Origin of the sequence: Phyllobacterium sp. 21LDTY02-6 (assembly GCF_023554255.2) — a bacterium.
GTDB lineage: Bacteria > Pseudomonadota > Alphaproteobacteria > Rhizobiales > Rhizobiaceae > Phyllobacterium.
In genome coordinates this window covers 1-15,481 of the sequence record NZ_JAMJWD020000004.1, presented here as the reverse complement: position 1 = coordinate 15,481, position 15,481 = coordinate 1, and the positions used below count along the sequence as shown (strand labels likewise).

Sequence of the window (15,481 nt, the reverse complement as noted above, 5' to 3'; positions counted from 1 at the left end):
CCAACGCAGAAAGCACGTCATCCATGGCAACGCTCGTATTGACGACGCTGGCGGGTTACGCCTTCGGCTCCGGCACCCTTGCCGCCGCGCTCGGCACGGCTGCCGCATCCGTCGCCGGCTATATGATCGACCAGCGATTGTTCGGGCGGGACATGGAAGGCCAGCGCCTGGCGCCGATGCGTCCGACGATCGCGGAGGAAGGCGCGCCGCTGCCGCGCATCTACGGCACGGCTCGCGTCTCCGGCGTCCTCATCTGGGCAACGCGTCATGAAGAGGTCCGCACCAGCAAGCGCCGTGGCGCGAAAGGCGGCCCGAAACTGACCGAATACAGCTATTTCGGCAATTTCGCCATGGCGGTGGCGCAAGGCGAGATCAGCCATATCCGCCGCATCTGGGCCGATGGCAAGGAATATGACCAGACGCGCGCCGCCATCCGCGTCTACCGTGGCAGCGAGCGCCAATTGCCCGATCCGTTGATCGAGGCCAAGCAGGGCGCCGACAACGCACCCGCCTATCGCGGCACCGCCTATGTGGTCTTCGATCGCATTCCGCTCGATGAATTCGGCGGGCGGATCCCGCAATTCCAGTTCGAGGTGATCCGGGCGGTGGGCGATGTGGCGCAGGGGCTGACGGCAGTCGCGCTCATCCCGGGCGCCACCGAATTCGGACTGTCGCCGCGGGCGGTGGTGGACGAGCCTTCCAAAGGCGAAACGCGGAGCCTCAACCGGGCCTCGCTCTGCGCGGCGACCGACTGGCAGGCGTCCATGGACGAACTGCAGGCGCTGAGCCCCAACCTCCGGCATGTGGCAATCATCGTGCCCTGGTTCGGCAATGATCTGCGGGCGGGGGAATGCCGCATCAGGCCCGCTGTCATGGACAGGCATGGCCATGGCGAAAGCATGGAATGGAAGGCCGGCGGCGTCGGCCGTGGGCAGGCGCATCTCCTGTCGCGGATCAACGGCAGCGCCGTCTATGGCGGCACGCCGTCCGATGCCAGCATCATCGGCGCCATCAGGGATGCGGCGGCGCGGGGGCTTTCGGTCACGCTCTACCCCTTTATCATGCTCGACGTGCCGGCGGACAATGCTTTGCCCGATCCCCATGGCGGGGCGCGCCAGCCGGTCAATCCGTGGCGCGGGCGCATCACCTGCCATCCGGCGCCCTATCGTCCGGGCAGCAGCAATCGGACCGATGCCGCGGCCGGCCAGGTGTCGGCTTTCCTCGGCACGGCGGAGGCAGGCGCGTTCCGGGTGGAGGATGACGGCGTCACCTTCCGGGGCGGCAGCGCCGACTGGGGCTATCGCCGCTTCGTCCTGCATCTCGCCTATCTCGCCCAATATGCCGGCGGCGTCGAAGCATTCCTGCTCGGCTCGGAACTGCGCGGCCTGACCATGATCCGCGACGCGGCCGGGGATTTTCCCTTCGTCAGGGGCCTGTGCCGGCTGGCCGGGGAGGTGCGGGCGATCCTCGGTCCCGCCTGCAAGCTGACCTATGGCGCCGACTGGTCCGAATATTTCGGTCATCATCCGCAGGACGGGTCGGGGGACGTGTTCTACAATCTCGACGCTCTCTGGGCGCATCCGGCGATCGATGCCGTCGGCATCGACAATTACATGCCGCTGAGCGACTGGCGCGACGAGGATCACGGCAGCGCCAATCCGGACGGGTTTGCGGCGCCCTACGATCTCGAGGCGCTGTCGGGCCAGATCGAGGCCGGCGAGGGGTTCGACTGGTACTACGCTTCGACCGGGGACAGGCAGGCGCGGCGGCGCACGCCGATCGGCGATGGCGAGGGGCGCGGCTGGGTCTATCGCTTCAAGGACATGGCCTCCTGGTGGAGCCGGCCGCACATGAACCATATCGGCGGCATCGAAAGCCGTTCGCCCTGGCGGCCGCGATCGAAGATGATCTGGTTCACGGAGCTCGGCTGTCCCGCCGTCGACAAGGGGCCGAACCAGCCGAACGTCTTCCCGGATGCCGTCTCCTCGGAAGGCAGCCTGCCCTGGCACTCCGATGCGACGCGCAGCGATCTCGCGCAGAACCGCTATCTGCGCGCGCATCTCACCTATCATTATCGCGACATGGTGGACCGGGAGCGGATCTATGTCTGGGCCTGGGACACGCGGCCATTCCCGGAATTTCCGCTCAACCGCAGCCTGTGGGCGGACGGGAACAACTGGATGACCGGCCATTGGCTGAACGGAAGATTGTCCGGCGCAGCCCTCGATGAACTGCTTGGCGCCATCCTTTCCGATTTCGGCATCAGGAATTTCGATACGCAGGGGGCGGACGGCTTCGTCGGCGGCTATGTCATCGACGGACCTTCGAGCGTGCGCGCCGCGCTGGAACCGCTGTTGCAGCTTCATGGCGTCAATGCCTTCGAAAGCGCGGGCGATCTGGTCTTTCGCAGCGAAGCCCGCACCGCAAGGCGGATAACCCTCCTCGACGAGTTCGTGGAGGAGGATGACGATTCCGGCCCGAGCCGCCGCATCGAGGAGATGTTCGATCAGCCGGCGCGGGTCGAGATCGGCTATCGCGACCCGATGCTGGATTACCAGACCTGTCTCGCCTTTGCCGAAAGACAGGACGGGCGCGGCATCAACAGCCTGTCCGTGCCGGCCATGCTGGAACCGGCGGCGGCGCGCATGCTGGCCGAAGAATGGATGCAGCGGCGAAGGGCGGGCCGGCACAGCGCCCGTTTCGCCGTGCCGTGGAAACAGGCGCGGCTGCGGGTGGGCGACAAGGTGCGGCTGGCAGGTTCCGTGGTGCCGCGCGACTATGTGGTGACCAGCATCGAGGATGGCGCTGCCCGGCGCATCGAGGCGCGGGCGCTGCCGCAGCATGTGCGCCATGCGGTTCATGCCGCCTTGCCGGCAGTGACGGCACGGAGCAGCACGGGCATGCGCGGGCGGCCCTTCTACCGGATGGCGGACCTGCCCATGTGGCCGGGCGTCGAGGACAGCGCCGGGCAATTCCGCATCGCGGCCCTGGCGCGGCCGTGGGGCGGGGCGGATATATTCGCTTCGCCGACCGGGACCGGATTCGAACTGCGCAGCCGGCTCGACCTTTGCGCGACGATGGGCGAGCTGACGGCACCGCTGCCGCCCGGTACGAGCGGGCGCATGCTGCCGGGCATGGAGGCGCGGGTCAGGCTCTTCCACGGCGAACTCGCCTCGGTCTCGTCCGCCCATCTTTTCATTGGCGCGAACACGGCCTTGCTCGGGACGGCGGATGGCGGCTGGGAGCTGTTCCAGTTTCTCGCCGCCGAGGAAGTCGCGCCCGACGAATGGCTGCTCAAGGGACTTCTCAGGGGGCAATGCGGCACCGAGAACGAGGCGGCGCAGGCGCGCGATGCGGGTGCCACGTTCATCCTGCTCGACGATGCCGTTGCGCCGGCCGGGCTGAAAGGCCGGGAGAAGGGGCTGGCGATCAACTGGCGTGTCGGTGCGTCGGGCGAGGTGTTCAGCGACCAGTATTATGCCACGGAGGCGGCGACCGGCGGCATGCGGGCGCTGCTGCCGCTCGCACCGGTGCATCTGCGCGCCATGGCCGAGCCGAATGGGGATCTGCGGCTGACATGGGTGCGGCGCGGCCGGCTCGATGCGGATGACTGGATCGCCGCCGATATCCCGCTCGGCGAGGCAGGCGAAGCCTACCGGATCGAGGTCGGGCTCGGCGGCATCGCAACGCGCGTCGAGGAAGTCGCGGCCGCGCATTGGCTCTACCCGGCGGGGAGCCGCCGCGCCGACCTTGGAAGCCTGACGGCGCCGTTCGAGATTTCCATCGCGATGATTTCGGCGGCCGTCGGCCCCGGCATCGCGCTGCGGCGCCGGCTGGTACCTGGCAATAATGGCTTGATATCAATCATTTAAGAGGAGTATTTTACAATGACCAATGAAAAATCATGGCACCGGTCGAGGACCGTCTGGGGCGCCATCGGCACCATCGCCCTGTCGTCGACGCGGTTTCTCGATGCCTCGCCGGAGATTCCCGATACTGCCGCGCTTGTCGATATCAGCATTGGTTTTCTCACCGCGATCTGCGGCGTCATTTCGCTTTTCGGCAGAATAAGTGCGACAACACGCATTTCACGAAAAGAAATATGATGTTAAAAAGCGTGCGCTTATGGCATTTCTGATCAACGCAACCCAACTGTTCATTCATCGTTCAGACAGCATCCGATAGTAATGACGCCATGAAACACGTATTTTTCTCCTTCCCCTTAGCGGGTTTGATCTCAGTCGCTGGCGTCGCATTCGCCAGCCCTGCATTGGCTGCGGATTGTTCGGCGGTGGGTGAACAGGTTGCGCAATCGCAAGGTGGCACCCTTGCCCGCGCGACCTCGGTCGTCCAGAACGGCAAAGAGGTCTGCGTGGTGGTTGTGCTCATTCCGGGCAGGGACGGCGAGCGGCCCCGCCGGGTCGAAGTGGCGGTACCGGCGAAGTAGGTCACAGCCCATATGAGAATATTAGTCGTTGAGGACGATCGCGATCTGAACCGGCAGCTGGTGGAAGCCCTGACCGATGCCGGCTATGTCGTCGACAAGGCTTTTGACGGCGAGGAGGGGCACTTCCTCGGCGATACCGAACCCTATGATGCGGTGGTACTGGATATCGGCCTGCCGCAGATGGACGGGCTGACCGTGCTCGAGAAATGGCGCCGCGAAGGCCGCGCAATGCCGGTCCTCCTGCTGACCGCGCGCGATCGGTGGAGCGACAAGGTTGCCGGCATCGATGCCGGCGCCGATGATTATGTCGCCAAGCCCTTCCACATCGAGGAGGTGCTGGCGCGCCTGCGGGCCCTGATCCGCCGCGCCGCCGGCCATGCCTCGGCGGAAATCTCCTGCGGGCCGCTGCGGCTCGACACCAAGACCTCGAAGGCGACCGTCAATGGCACCGCGCTCAAGCTGACCTCGCACGAGTTCCGGCTGCTCTCCTATCTCATGCACCACATGGATGAGGTCGTTTCGCGCACCGAGCTGGTGGAACATCTCTACGATCAGGATTTCGACAGGGATTCCAATACGATCGAGGTATTTGTCGGCCGTCTTCGCAAGAAGATGGGCCTGGATATGATCGAGACCATCCGCGGCATGGGCTATCGAATGAAATCACAGGGCGGCAAGGCCTGAGCCCGGCTGAGGGCACCGGTCGTGCAAAGCGGGGCAACGCGTGGCAATCCGGTTGACCAACTATCTTCCCAGTATTCGATCGCTGTCGCTGCGGGTCATCACGCTCTCTACGCTGTGGACGATCATCTCCTTCGTCGCCATCGCCACGATCATCTCGGCGCTCTATGGCGAGGCCCGGCTGAAGAGCTTCGAGGAACTGCTGTCGGCCCATCTCTTCAGCGTCATCGCCTCGGTCAGCGTCAATGACGGCAACCTGGCGGGACGCCCCGACCCCGGCGAAGTGCGCTATTCCAGCCCGCTCTCCGGCTGGTACTGGTCGGTCGAGCCGGCGGCCGACAATCTCAAGGGCTCGCTCCGTTCCGTATCGCTCGGCGAAAGGAACATCGATTCCCCGTCGACCCTGAACGTTCCCTTCGACACCTCCTTCCAGCGCCGCTATATCGAGACCGGGCCGAACGGCCAGCAGCTTTCCGTCGTCGAGACCGAAGTCGTGCTCGATGCGGAAAATCGCGTCGCGCGGTTTCGCGTCATGGGCAATCTTGGCGAGATCGAGGGCGAGATCGCCGATTTCCGCCATACGCTCTATTTCTATCTCGGCATATTCGGCCTTGGCGGCACGCTCATCAATGCCGCCGTCATCCTCTTCGGCCTGCGCCCGCTCGACCGGGTCCGCCGCACGCTCGGCGACATACGCGAGGGCAAGGTGTCGCGGCTCGACGAGAACCTTCCGGACGAGATCGCGCCGCTGGCGCGCGAGATGAACGCGCTCATCGACAATAATCGCCGCATCATGGACCGTTCGCGCACCCAGGTCGGCAATCTCGCCCATTCGCTGAAAACGCCGCTTTCGGTGCTCGTCAACGAGAGCCGCGCCATTGGCGGCGCCGAGGGCAAGCTGATCGCCGAACAGAGCGCCGCCATGCAGATGCAGGTGCAGCACTACCTGCAGCGGGCCCGCGTCGCCGCCCAGCGCGACAGCGTCGTCTTCCGCGCGCCGGTGACGCCGATACTGGAGCGGCTGGTGCGCGTGACGGCCAAGCTCAATCCCGACAAGGACGTGCAGTTCAACAATTACATGGATCACGCCATATTCGCCGGCGAGCGCGAGGATCTGGAGGAGATCGTCGGCAATCTCCTCGAAAATTCGGGCAAATGGGGCAATCAGGTCATCCGCCTCACGCTCGCCGACAATGAACATGGCTTCGAGATCAGCGTCGAGGATGACGGTCCGGGGCTGGAGCCGGGCCAGATCCAGGATGCGCTGGCGCGCGGCAAGCGGCTGGACGAGAGCAAGCCCGGCACCGGCCTCGGCCTTGCCATCGTCAACGATACGGTGCGGGAATATGGCGGCAGGCTGCAGCTGGAGCGAAGCGAGGCGCTGGGCGGCCTCAGGGCGCGGCTGGTGCTGCCGGCGGCGGCCGGTTGATCAAGACGCTGGCCAGCCGCCGAATAGCAGCTTGCAAGGCCTCGCGCCTCGCGCCATAAAGCAATGACGAATGATTGGACGGACGAATTATGAAATTGAAGATTGCTGTCGCCTTGCTTGCCGTTGCCGGCGTGAGTGGATGCTCGACGACTTCCGCGGGCAAATCGGGCGGCGGGCCCTTGAGCAGGCTCACCGGCAGCGGTCGCTCCGATACGAGCGTCGTTGCCGCGCTCGGCAATGGCCTGATCGGCAGCAAGGTCGCGCTTTCGGCCGACGATCGCGAACTGGCGCTGCAGGCGGAATACAGGGCGCTCGAATATTCGGCTGCCGGCAAGAGCATCGAATGGAAGAACAAGAGCGGCAATCGCGTCGGCGAGGTCGTGGCCGCCCAGCCCTATCAGGTCGGCTCGCAGAACTGCCGCCAATACACCCATACGGTGCGGATCGACGGTGCGCCGCAATCGGCAAGAGGCACCGCCTGCCGCAATGAAGACGGCAGCTGGACACCCCTGACCTGACGACCCGAATCTGGCGTTCGATTCCGCCACGCTGGCGACCCGCCGGGCTTTGCGGCGAATTGCCCTATCGTTCAAATCCGTTTGGCTTACGGCTTTAGTTGGGGCTATGTCTCCTTCATGATTTTCTGGATTGTCGCTGCCCTGCTGACTGTCGGCGCAACGCTGATGGTGTTGCTTCCATTGACTCGCCGCATCGCCCCGCCGGCGGTGGACAGCCAGCATGACGTCGAAGTCTATCGCGACCAGCTCGTGGAAGTGAATGCCGACGAGAGGCGCGGCCTGATCGATGCGACGAGTGCCGAGCAGGCGCGCGCCGAGATCGGCCGGCGGCTGATCGAGGCTGCGCGCATGGCCGCGGCCGAGGAAGCGGTGGTGCGCCCGGTGAAGAGCGCGACGCGCGAATGGGTGACGCTGGTCACGGTGATCGCCATCCCGGCGCTGTCCTGGGCGCTTTATACCAATCTCGGTTCGCCGGAGCTTCCGGCGCAGCCGCTGGCGGAACGCCTGTCCAAGCCGGCGGACCAGGCGACGCCGGCCGAGCTCGTGGCGCGGGCCGAGGCGCATCTCAAGCTCAATCCGGATGATGGCGAGGGCTGGGAAGTGCTGGCGCCGATCTATCTGCGCATGGGGCGCCCGGCCGATGCCGTCACCGCCTATCGCAACACCATCCGCATCCGGGGCGACAGCGCGGCGCGGCAGCTCGGCCTTGGCCAGGCGATGACGCAGGCGGCGGGCGGCAAGGTGACGCCGGAGGCCGAAGCGGTGTTCCGGCGGGCTCTGGAGCTCGACCCGCAGGACATGCGGCCGCAATTCTTCATCATCGACGGCTGGATGCAGCAGGGCCGCCTGACCGAGGCGCGCGACATGATCCGCGAGCTTCTCGCCAAGGCGCCGGCCGACGTGCCCTGGCGCGAGCAGGCGCAGGCTGCGCTGACGCGGCTCGACGACCAGATCGACGGCGACGCGCCCGATGTCAGCGACGTGGAGCGGACGGGGCCGAGCAGCGCCGAGATCGAGGCGGCAGCCGGCATGAGCGGCCAGGATCGCGCGGAAATGATCGAAGGCATGGTTGTCAGCCTGGCACAAAAACTGGAAAAGTCTCCCGACGACGTCGAAGGCTGGGAGCGGCTCGTCCGTTCCTATGTGGTGCTGAACCGCCCGAACGACGCCCTGGCGGCGCTGGGCCGGGCGAAGCAGGCGCTTGCTGCCGAAGACGCGGCGAGGCTGGATTCGGTCGCGGCCGAACTTGGCCTCGTCGATGCACCGGAGGAATGAGGATGACGCGCAAGCAGAAACGGCTGACGGTGATCGGCGGCGGGCTTTTCGTGCTGGCTATTGCCGCCGGGCTGGTGCTGTTCGCGCTCCAGCAAAGGATCGCCTTCTTCCGCATGCCGTCCGATATCCAGGCGGCGGATGTCAGCTCCGGCTCGCGCTTCCGCCTTGGCGGGCTGGTCGAGAAGGGGTCCGTGAGCCGCGGGCCGGGCAGCCGCATCAGCTTCGCGGTGACCGATACGGCAAAGAGCATCGCCGTGACCTATGACGGCATTCTGCCCGATCTCTTCCGCGAGGAGCAGGGTGTGGTGGTGGAAGGCAGCTTTGCCGAGGGCGGGGCCTTCGTCGCCGACAGCGTCCTTGCCAAGCACGACGAAAACTACATGCCGAAGGACGTGGCCGATGGCCTGAAGGCCAAGGGCGTCTGGCGGGAGGAACCGAAGCCATGATGGTTGAACTCGGGCATTTCGCGCTGATCCTCGCTCTCGTGCTGTCGCTGGCCCAGTCGGTGCTGCCGATGCTGGGCGCGCGCCGCAACGACGAGCGGCTGATGGCTGTCGGCACGCCTGCCGCGCTGACCGTCCTCGCGCTGGTGGCGCTGGCCTTCGCCGCCTTGACCATGGCCAATGTGCTTTCCGATTTCTCGGTGAAGACCGTGTTCGAGAACTCCCATTCGCAGAAGCCGCTGCTCTACAAGTTCACCGGCGTCTGGGGCAATCATGAGGGCTCGATGCTGCTATGGGTGCTGATCCTCAGCTTCTTCACCGCGCTGGTCGGCCTGTTCGGCAATAATCTGCCGCAAACGCTGAAGGCCAATGTGCTTGGCGTCCAGGCGTGGATCGGCACTGCCTTTCTCCTCTTCATCGTTGCGACCTCCAACCCCTTTGCCCGGCTCGAGCCGGCGCCGATCGAGGGCAGGGACCTCAACCCGATCCTGCAGGATATCGGCCTCGCCATCCATCCGCCGCTGCTCTATCTCGGCTATGTCGGCTTTTCCGTCTGCTTCTCCTTTGCCATTGCCGCGCTGGTCGACGGGCGCATCGATGCCGCCTGGGCGCGCTGGGTGCGGCCATGGACGCTGACGGCCTGGATATTCCTCACCGGCGGCATCGCCATGGGTTCCTATTGGGCCTATTACGAACTCGGCTGGGGCGGCTGGTGGTTCTGGGATCCCGTCGAGAACGCCTCCTTCATGCCCTGGCTGGCCGGCACGGCGCTGCTGCATTCCGCCCTGGTCATGGAAAAGCGCTCGGCGCTGAAAATCTGGACCGTGCTTCTGGCGCTGCTCACCTTCTCGCTGTCGCTGCTCGGCACGTTTCTCGTGCGTTCGGGCGTGCTCACATCGGTCCACACCTTCGCCACCGATCCCGGCCGCGGCCTCTTCATCCTGGCGATCCTCGTCATCTTCATCGGCGGTTCGCTGGCGCTCTTTGCCTGGCGCGCCGGCACGCTGGCGCCCGGCGGCCTGTTCCAGCCGATCTCCCGCGAGGGCGCGCTGGTGTTGAACAACCTGTTCCTGACGACGGCGACGGCCACCGTTCTCGTCGGCACGCTCTATCCGCTGCTGCTCGAAGCCCTGACCGGCGAGAAGATTTCCGTCGGCGCGCCCTTCTTCAACCTGACCTTCGGCCCGCTGATGCTGCCGCTGCTGGCCGCCGTGCCCTTCGGCCCGCTGCTGGCCTGGAAGCGCGGCGATCTTCTCGCCGTCGGCCAGCGCCTGATGACCGCCTTCCTCATCGCATTGCTGGTGACCGGGGCCGTGCTCTACCAGACGTCCGCCAGCGCCGTCCTTGCCGCCCTCGGCATCGGCCTCGCGGCCTGGCTCATGCTCGGCGCGCTCACCGATCTCGCTCTGAAAGCCGGGATCGGCCGGGGAAAGACCGGGGCGGGCGTGATGCTGCAGCGTCTTGCCGGCCTGCCGCGCTCGGTGTTCGGCACCGCGCTGGCGCATTTCGGCCTCGGCATCACGCTGCTCGGCATTGTCGCCACCACCGCCTTTTCGACCGAGAGCGTGCTCGTCATGCGCCCCGGCGAGAGCATCAGGGCAGGCGGGCACACGCTGCGCTTCGAGAAGATCGAGCCGGTCAAGGGACCGAACTTCACCGAGGAGCAGGGGCATTTCACCCTGCTGGACGACGCGGGCGCGCCGCGCTCGCGCTTCATCGCCGCCAAGCGCTATTTCCCCGTGCGCGAGATGCAGACGACGGAGGCGGGCATCACCACTTTCCTGTTCAGCCAGGTCTATGTGGCCCTTGGCGATACGCCGGCTCCGGACGGCGCACCCGATGCGGGCGTCGTCGTGCGCATCTGGTACAAGCCGCTGGTGACGCTGATCTGGCTCGGCGCGGTGGCGATGATGCTCGGCGGCATCTGCTCGCTGCTCGACCGGCGGCTGCGCGTGGGCGCCCCGGCGCGGCGTTCCCTTTCCTCCGGCAGCTTGCCGGCAAAGACCGCTGTTGCAAAGACCGGCGCTGCAAAGACCGCCCAGGCATCCCGCTCGGTGCAGTCATGACGTCCGCCTTCCTCGTCCCGCGCGTGCCGAAGGGCCGCCCATGATACGGATGCTGCGGGGAATCGTTCTCGTGCTGGCGCTGGTCCTGTCCGGTGCGGCGGCGGCGCTTTCGCCGGATGAGATGCTGCGGGATCCGGCGCTGGAGCAGCGGGCGCGGGTGATATCGGCGCAGATACGCTGCCTCGTCTGCCAGAACGAGTCGATCGACGATTCCAATGCCGATCTCGCGCGCGACCTGCGCCGGCTGGTGCGCGAAAGGCTGGCTGCAGGCGATACGGATGGCGAGGTGATCGAGTTCCTCGTTGCGCGCTATGGCGAGTTCGTCTTGCTGAAGCCGCGCCTGTCGGCGAGGACCGTGCTGCTCTGGGGCTTCCCCATCGCCGCGCTGCTTGCCGGCATCGCCGCCATGATCGTCGCCCTGCGCCGCCGCAGGAGCAGCCCCGTGCCGGCGCTGACGAAGGATGAACTGCGGCGGATAGACCATTTGCTGCGCGATGCGACGCCGCCCGCAGCAGATCGCCCGTATGATGGCGATATCCCCCGGTCGTGACCGACGGCATCGGCCTTTCGTCAAAGTATTCATACTAAAGTATAATTGTAATATTACAGTTTTGTGCGATTCTAAACGCAAGTTGCAATATTGCCGGTTGTCTTTCGCAAGACCTGCTCTTAAGAGCAACTCTGTTAAGGTGGGCCTATCATGATTCGCGGGTGCAAAGCCGCACACGCATCGGATGCTCGCGCGGCGGCAACGAATTATTTCCCCGGTTTTTTCCCGGAAGCTGTGTTGCTTGCCCCTGTCTCAGGTGGCAGGCGCGCCGAACAGTGAAGACCGGGCATTTCAAGTAATATCGCATAAGAAATACCATATAAGTAATACCATATAAGTAATACCATTCGCTGTTTTTATTGTTAGTCGATCTTTTCAGTACGAAAGTTGTTTCATGTTTGCTAGCCTGAGCCCTGCCTGCGTTTCCCGTTCGACCCTGCGCGCGGTGCGCCGCGCCGGCAACTGGCTGGCCGCCGCGGCCGACAGCCGCTCGGCCCGCCGCCGGCTCAATGTGCTGCTGCGCCTTGCCTGCCGCAGCCTCGGCCCGAAGCGCGCAAAAGGCCTCGGCATGCTGGCGATTGTCGGCCTGGCGCTGGGGGGCATCGCCATCGCAACGGGTGGAGCAAGGGCAGATCATACTGTCGGTGACGCGGAAATTACTTCAGCAACGCCGAATCTGTGGGATCGGCTCTCCATCGGATCTGGCAAATGTGCTTCCCATGACCGTTCCCCCATAGCCAAGCAAATTCATTCAATCGCGATAGGCGCGTGTACTCCGGTTGAGTACCAGAGAACAGAGTCTGATGGTGAAGATTCTATCGCAATCGGCCGGACTACAGTGGCCAGGGGGGCCAGGACTACGGCACTTGGTTGGGAAGCAAATGCGGTGGCAGAAAACAGCCTGGCTCTCGGCGCAGGTGCAAAGGCAAGCGAAGCGGCTGCGACCGCCATGGGCAAGGACGCAAAGGCCTCTGCTGGCGGTGCCATCGCCATCGGCGGTGCTACGACAGTCAGTGTGGACGGAAAAACAGTGACTCGAGCGGGAGCGGAAGCCAGCGCACAAAACGCAATAGCAATTGGCTCGGGCGCAAGCGCGGCGACGACAACCGAGCGCGCGGCCATCGCGATCGGCGAGGGAGCAAAGGCGATCGATTCCGGCGTTGCCATGGGCGCTGACTCTGCTGCTGCCAAGACTGCAACTGCTGTAGGTGAGTCTGCCAATGCAAGCGGTGTGGCCGCGACCGCTGTGGGCTGGAACGCAAAGGCCTCTGCCAAGACTGCAACTGCTGTCGGTGACTCTGCCAATGCAAGCGGCGAAGCTGCGACCGCCATGGGCAAGGACGCAAAGGCCTCTGCTGGCGGAGCCATCGCCATCGGCGGTGCTACGACAGTCAGTGTGGCCGGAAAAACAGTGACTCGAGCGGGAGCGGACGCCGCTACACAAGGCGCAATAACAATTGGCTCGGGCGCAAGCGCGAAGGGGATAATCGAACGCGCGGCCATCGCGATCGGCGAGGGAGCGACGGCGATCGATTCCGGCGTTGCCATGGGCTATGAAGCTGCCGCCGCCATGAACGCGACCGCTGTCGGTCGATTTGCCAAGGCAGGCGGTGAGGCCGCGACCGCTGTGGGCTGGAACGCAAAGGCCGCGAACGCGTACAGCGTGGCGCTTGGTTCCTTCGCTGCCACCGAGCCCGTAGCCGAGCCTGCAGCAACCGTCCCGCTGAACGGCAAGGACTATACGCTTCAATATCCAAAAACGGTCGGCGTAGTCTCCCTTGGTACGGCAGCATATAAAGCGCCGAAATTGGGCACTAAAGGCGAGCGGATACTGGACGCAAGCGGAAATCCGCAAATGGAGGAACGACCAGCGGAGACCCGCCAGATGATCTACCTCGCGCCGGGCCGGGTGAAGGCCGGCAGCACGGATGCCGTCAATGGCGATCAGCTCAATGCGGCTTATGAGGGCATAAAGGACCTCGGCACGGCGTCGCAGACGCTCGGCGCCGCGCTTGGCGTCGGCTTCACCAATGGCAAGTTTGACGTCCCGGCATTCGGCCTGACCAGTCTCGGCAAGGATGGGCTTGACAAGAATGTCGTTCAGCCGACGACCTTTCTCGGCGGCATCCAGGCATTGGATCGCGTGCTTGAAAATCTGAACAACAATGCGCTGCTTTTCAACGGGACGGTCTATGATGCCAAGTCGAAGCGCATCAGCAACCTTGCCGCCGGCACTGCGGATAGTGATGCGGTCAATCTCAGCCAGCTCAATACTGTGAAGACCACGGCGGATGGTGTGAAGACCAGGCTCGATGAGGTTACTGGGGGGGCGAGCTTGGCTCTGGGGCTGGGTTCCGCCGCCGGAGGTGCGAAGGCAATCGGCCTTGGTGAGAATGCACAGGCCAGCGGTGACGCGGCGACTGCTGTCGGCAGCGAGGCAAAGGCCTCTGTTCGCGGTGCCGTCGCGATCGGCGGTGCTACGACAGTGAGTGTGGCCGGAGAAACATTGATTCGAGCGGGAGCGGAAGCCAGCGCAGAAAACGGAATAGCGATTGGCTCGGGCGCAAGCGCGACGGCGACACCCCCCCCCGCGGCCATCGCGATCGGCGAGGGAGCGAAGGCGCTGAATGAAGCGAAGGCAACAGGTGAGGGCGCAAGCGCGACGGCGACACCCCCCCCCGCGGCCATCGCGATCGGCGAGGGAGCGAAGGCGCTGAATGAAGCGAAGGCAACAGGTGAGGGCGCAAGCGCGACGGCGACACCCCCCCCGCGGCCATCGCGATCGGCGAGGGAGCGAAGGCGCTGAATGAAGCGAAGGCAACAGGTGAGGGCGCAAGCGCGACGGTGACACCCCCCCCCGCGGCCATCGCGATCGGCGAGGGAGCGAAGGCGCTGAATGAAGCGAAGGCAACAGGTGAGGGCGCAAGCGCGACGGAGATAATCCACCGCGCGGCCATCGCGATCGGCGAGGGAACAAAGGCGATCGATGACGGCGTTGCCATGGGCTTTGAAGCCAATGCTACCGTCAAAGGGGCGGTCGCTATCGGCAGGCAGGCGAACGCCTGGAATGAAGCAGCAACCGCCATCGGCTGGAATGCGAAGGCAACAGGTCAGTACTCGAGCGCTATTGGTAAAGATGCACAGGCTATTGGCGGTGGCGCTGTAGCACTTGGTTGGGAAGCAAAGGCCGATGGCGTTGGTGCTGTAGCACTTGGTGGGAGAGCACAGACCGATGGCGTTAGTGCTGTAGCACTTGGTTGGGAAGCAAAGGCGAAGGCTTACGCCAGCCAGGCTCTCGGCTTTCAGGCAACTGCAAGCGGTGTCTCCGCAATCGCCATTGGCTGGGATGCGAAGGCAACAGGTGAGGGCGCGAACGCCATTGGTGTGGATGCACAGGCCGATGGCGTTAGTGCTGTAGCACTTGGTAGGGATGCAAATGCGAAGGCTACAGTGAGCCAGGCTATCGGTTATAAGGCAACTGCAGAGCGTGATGCCGCAATCGCCATCGGCTGGAACGCGAAGGCCGCGAACGCGTACAGCGTGGCGCTTGGTTCCAACGCCACCACGGAAGCTGCGATATCGCCCCCGGCGACGTTCCCGCTGAACGGCAAGGACTATACGCTGAGCAATCCTGCGCCGGTTGGCGTGGTCAGTATAGGCAGGACGTATTCGGAAACCAACAGGTCGAACGAAAAGGGCGAGGTGGTAAAGATAATTTCCCCTGCCGAGACCCGCCAGATCGTCAATCTCGCGCCGGGCCGGGTGAAGGCAGGCAGCACGGATGCCGTCAATGGCGATCAGCTCCATGCGGCTTATGAGGGCATAAACGACCTCGGCAGGACCTCCGTGCAATACACGCCGACGGACACCAACAACGACGGCAAGATAGACGAGACGGACAAGCACGGCGCAAAGCTGGTGCTGAAGGATACCGTCATCTCGAAGGTCGCCGCGGGCAAGGCCGACACCGATGCCGTCAATATGAAGCAGTTGGACGCGGTGGATACGAAGGCCAGTGAGGCCAATGGCAAGCTGGTGGATCTCAGCGGGGCCACGGTGCAGGCGACGATAG

At 64.7% G+C, this 15,481-nt stretch carries 11 protein-coding genes and 1 pseudogene; all 12 read left to right on the top strand.

The genetic code is table 11. From position 1 onward, the window contains the following. Positions 1–23 precede the first annotated feature (23 nt). Positions 24–3,872, top strand: a complete 3,849-nt coding sequence (locus M8997_RS14175) for a glycoside hydrolase/phage tail family protein (RefSeq protein WP_250014623.1) — start codon at positions 24–26, stop codon at positions 3,870–3,872. 15 nt (positions 3,873–3,887) lie between these two features. Further along, positions 3,888–4,106, top strand: coding sequence for a hypothetical protein (locus M8997_RS14170; protein WP_250014621.1), 219 nt, complete (start codon positions 3,888–3,890; stop codon positions 4,104–4,106). A gap of 89 nt (positions 4,107–4,195) precedes the next feature. Beyond that, positions 4,196–4,447 (top strand): hypothetical protein, encoded by a 252-nt coding sequence (locus M8997_RS14165; RefSeq protein WP_250014619.1) that lies wholly within the window; start codon positions 4,196–4,198, stop codon positions 4,445–4,447. A gap of 12 nt (positions 4,448–4,459) precedes the next feature. Further along, positions 4,460–5,131, top strand: a complete 672-nt coding sequence (locus tag M8997_RS14160; protein WP_250014617.1) for a response regulator transcription factor — start codon at positions 4,460–4,462, stop codon at positions 5,129–5,131. Positions 5,132–5,255: 124 nt separating this feature from the next. Continuing rightward, a complete protein-coding gene (locus M8997_RS14155; protein WP_250015412.1) occupies positions 5,256–6,557 on the top strand; it encodes a sensor histidine kinase in 1,302 nt (433 codons plus the stop codon). A gap of 89 nt (positions 6,558–6,646) precedes the next feature. Then, on the top strand, positions 6,647–7,075 hold the full coding sequence (locus tag M8997_RS14150) for a hypothetical protein (protein WP_250014615.1): 429 nt from the start codon (positions 6,647–6,649) through the stop codon (positions 7,073–7,075). Between the two features lie 117 nt (positions 7,076–7,192). Continuing rightward, complete coding sequence (gene ccmI / locus M8997_RS14145; protein WP_250014612.1) at positions 7,193–8,350, top strand: c-type cytochrome biogenesis protein CcmI; 1,158 nt, start codon at positions 7,193–7,195, stop codon at positions 8,348–8,350. A 2-nt stretch (positions 8,351–8,352) separates the two neighbouring features. After that, positions 8,353–8,796 (top strand): cytochrome c maturation protein CcmE, encoded by a 444-nt coding sequence (gene ccmE, locus M8997_RS14140; protein WP_250014610.1) that lies wholly within the window; start codon positions 8,353–8,355, stop codon positions 8,794–8,796. Next, on the top strand, positions 8,793–10,859 hold the full coding sequence (locus M8997_RS14135; protein ID WP_250014608.1) for a heme lyase CcmF/NrfE family subunit: 2,067 nt from the start codon (positions 8,793–8,795) through the stop codon (positions 10,857–10,859). Before ccmE ends, M8997_RS14135 begins: the two co-directional genes overlap by 4 nt. 40 nt (positions 10,860–10,899) lie before the next feature. After that, positions 10,900–11,409, top strand: a complete 510-nt coding sequence (locus M8997_RS14130) for a cytochrome c-type biogenesis protein (protein WP_250014606.1) — start codon at positions 10,900–10,902, stop codon at positions 11,407–11,409. A gap of 511 nt (positions 11,410–11,920) precedes the next feature. Then, positions 11,921–14,215, top strand: a complete 2,295-nt coding sequence (locus M8997_RS14125) for a hypothetical protein (RefSeq protein WP_252597206.1) — start codon at positions 11,921–11,923, stop codon at positions 14,213–14,215. Between the two features lie 194 nt (positions 14,216–14,409). Further along, positions 14,410–15,481: pseudogene (locus M8997_RS14120) on the top strand (hypothetical protein); the annotation flags it as partial.

Excerpts from the sequence above, each read along its gene's own strand:
- M8997_RS14160 (WP_250014617.1), top strand. The coding sequence starts at position 4,460 with ATGAGAATATTAGTCGTTGAGGACGATCGCGATCTGAACCGGCAGCTG.
- M8997_RS14175 (WP_250014623.1), top strand. The coding sequence starts at position 24 with ATGGCAACGCTCGTATTGACGACGCTGGCGGGTTACGCCTTCGGCTCC.
- M8997_RS14170 (WP_250014621.1), top strand. The coding sequence starts at position 3,888 with ATGACCAATGAAAAATCATGGCACCGGTCGAGGACCGTCTGGGGCGCC.
- M8997_RS14150 (WP_250014615.1), top strand. The coding sequence starts at position 6,647 with ATGAAATTGAAGATTGCTGTCGCCTTGCTTGCCGTTGCCGGCGTGAGT.
- M8997_RS14165 (WP_250014619.1), top strand. The coding sequence starts at position 4,196 with ATGAAACACGTATTTTTCTCCTTCCCCTTAGCGGGTTTGATCTCAGTC.
- M8997_RS14135 (WP_250014608.1), top strand. The coding sequence starts at position 8,793 with ATGATGGTTGAACTCGGGCATTTCGCGCTGATCCTCGCTCTCGTGCTG.
- ccmI (WP_250014612.1), top strand. The coding sequence starts at position 7,193 with ATGATTTTCTGGATTGTCGCTGCCCTGCTGACTGTCGGCGCAACGCTG.
- ccmE (WP_250014610.1), top strand. The coding sequence starts at position 8,353 with ATGACGCGCAAGCAGAAACGGCTGACGGTGATCGGCGGCGGGCTTTTC.
- M8997_RS14130 (WP_250014606.1), top strand. The coding sequence starts at position 10,900 with ATGATACGGATGCTGCGGGGAATCGTTCTCGTGCTGGCGCTGGTCCTG.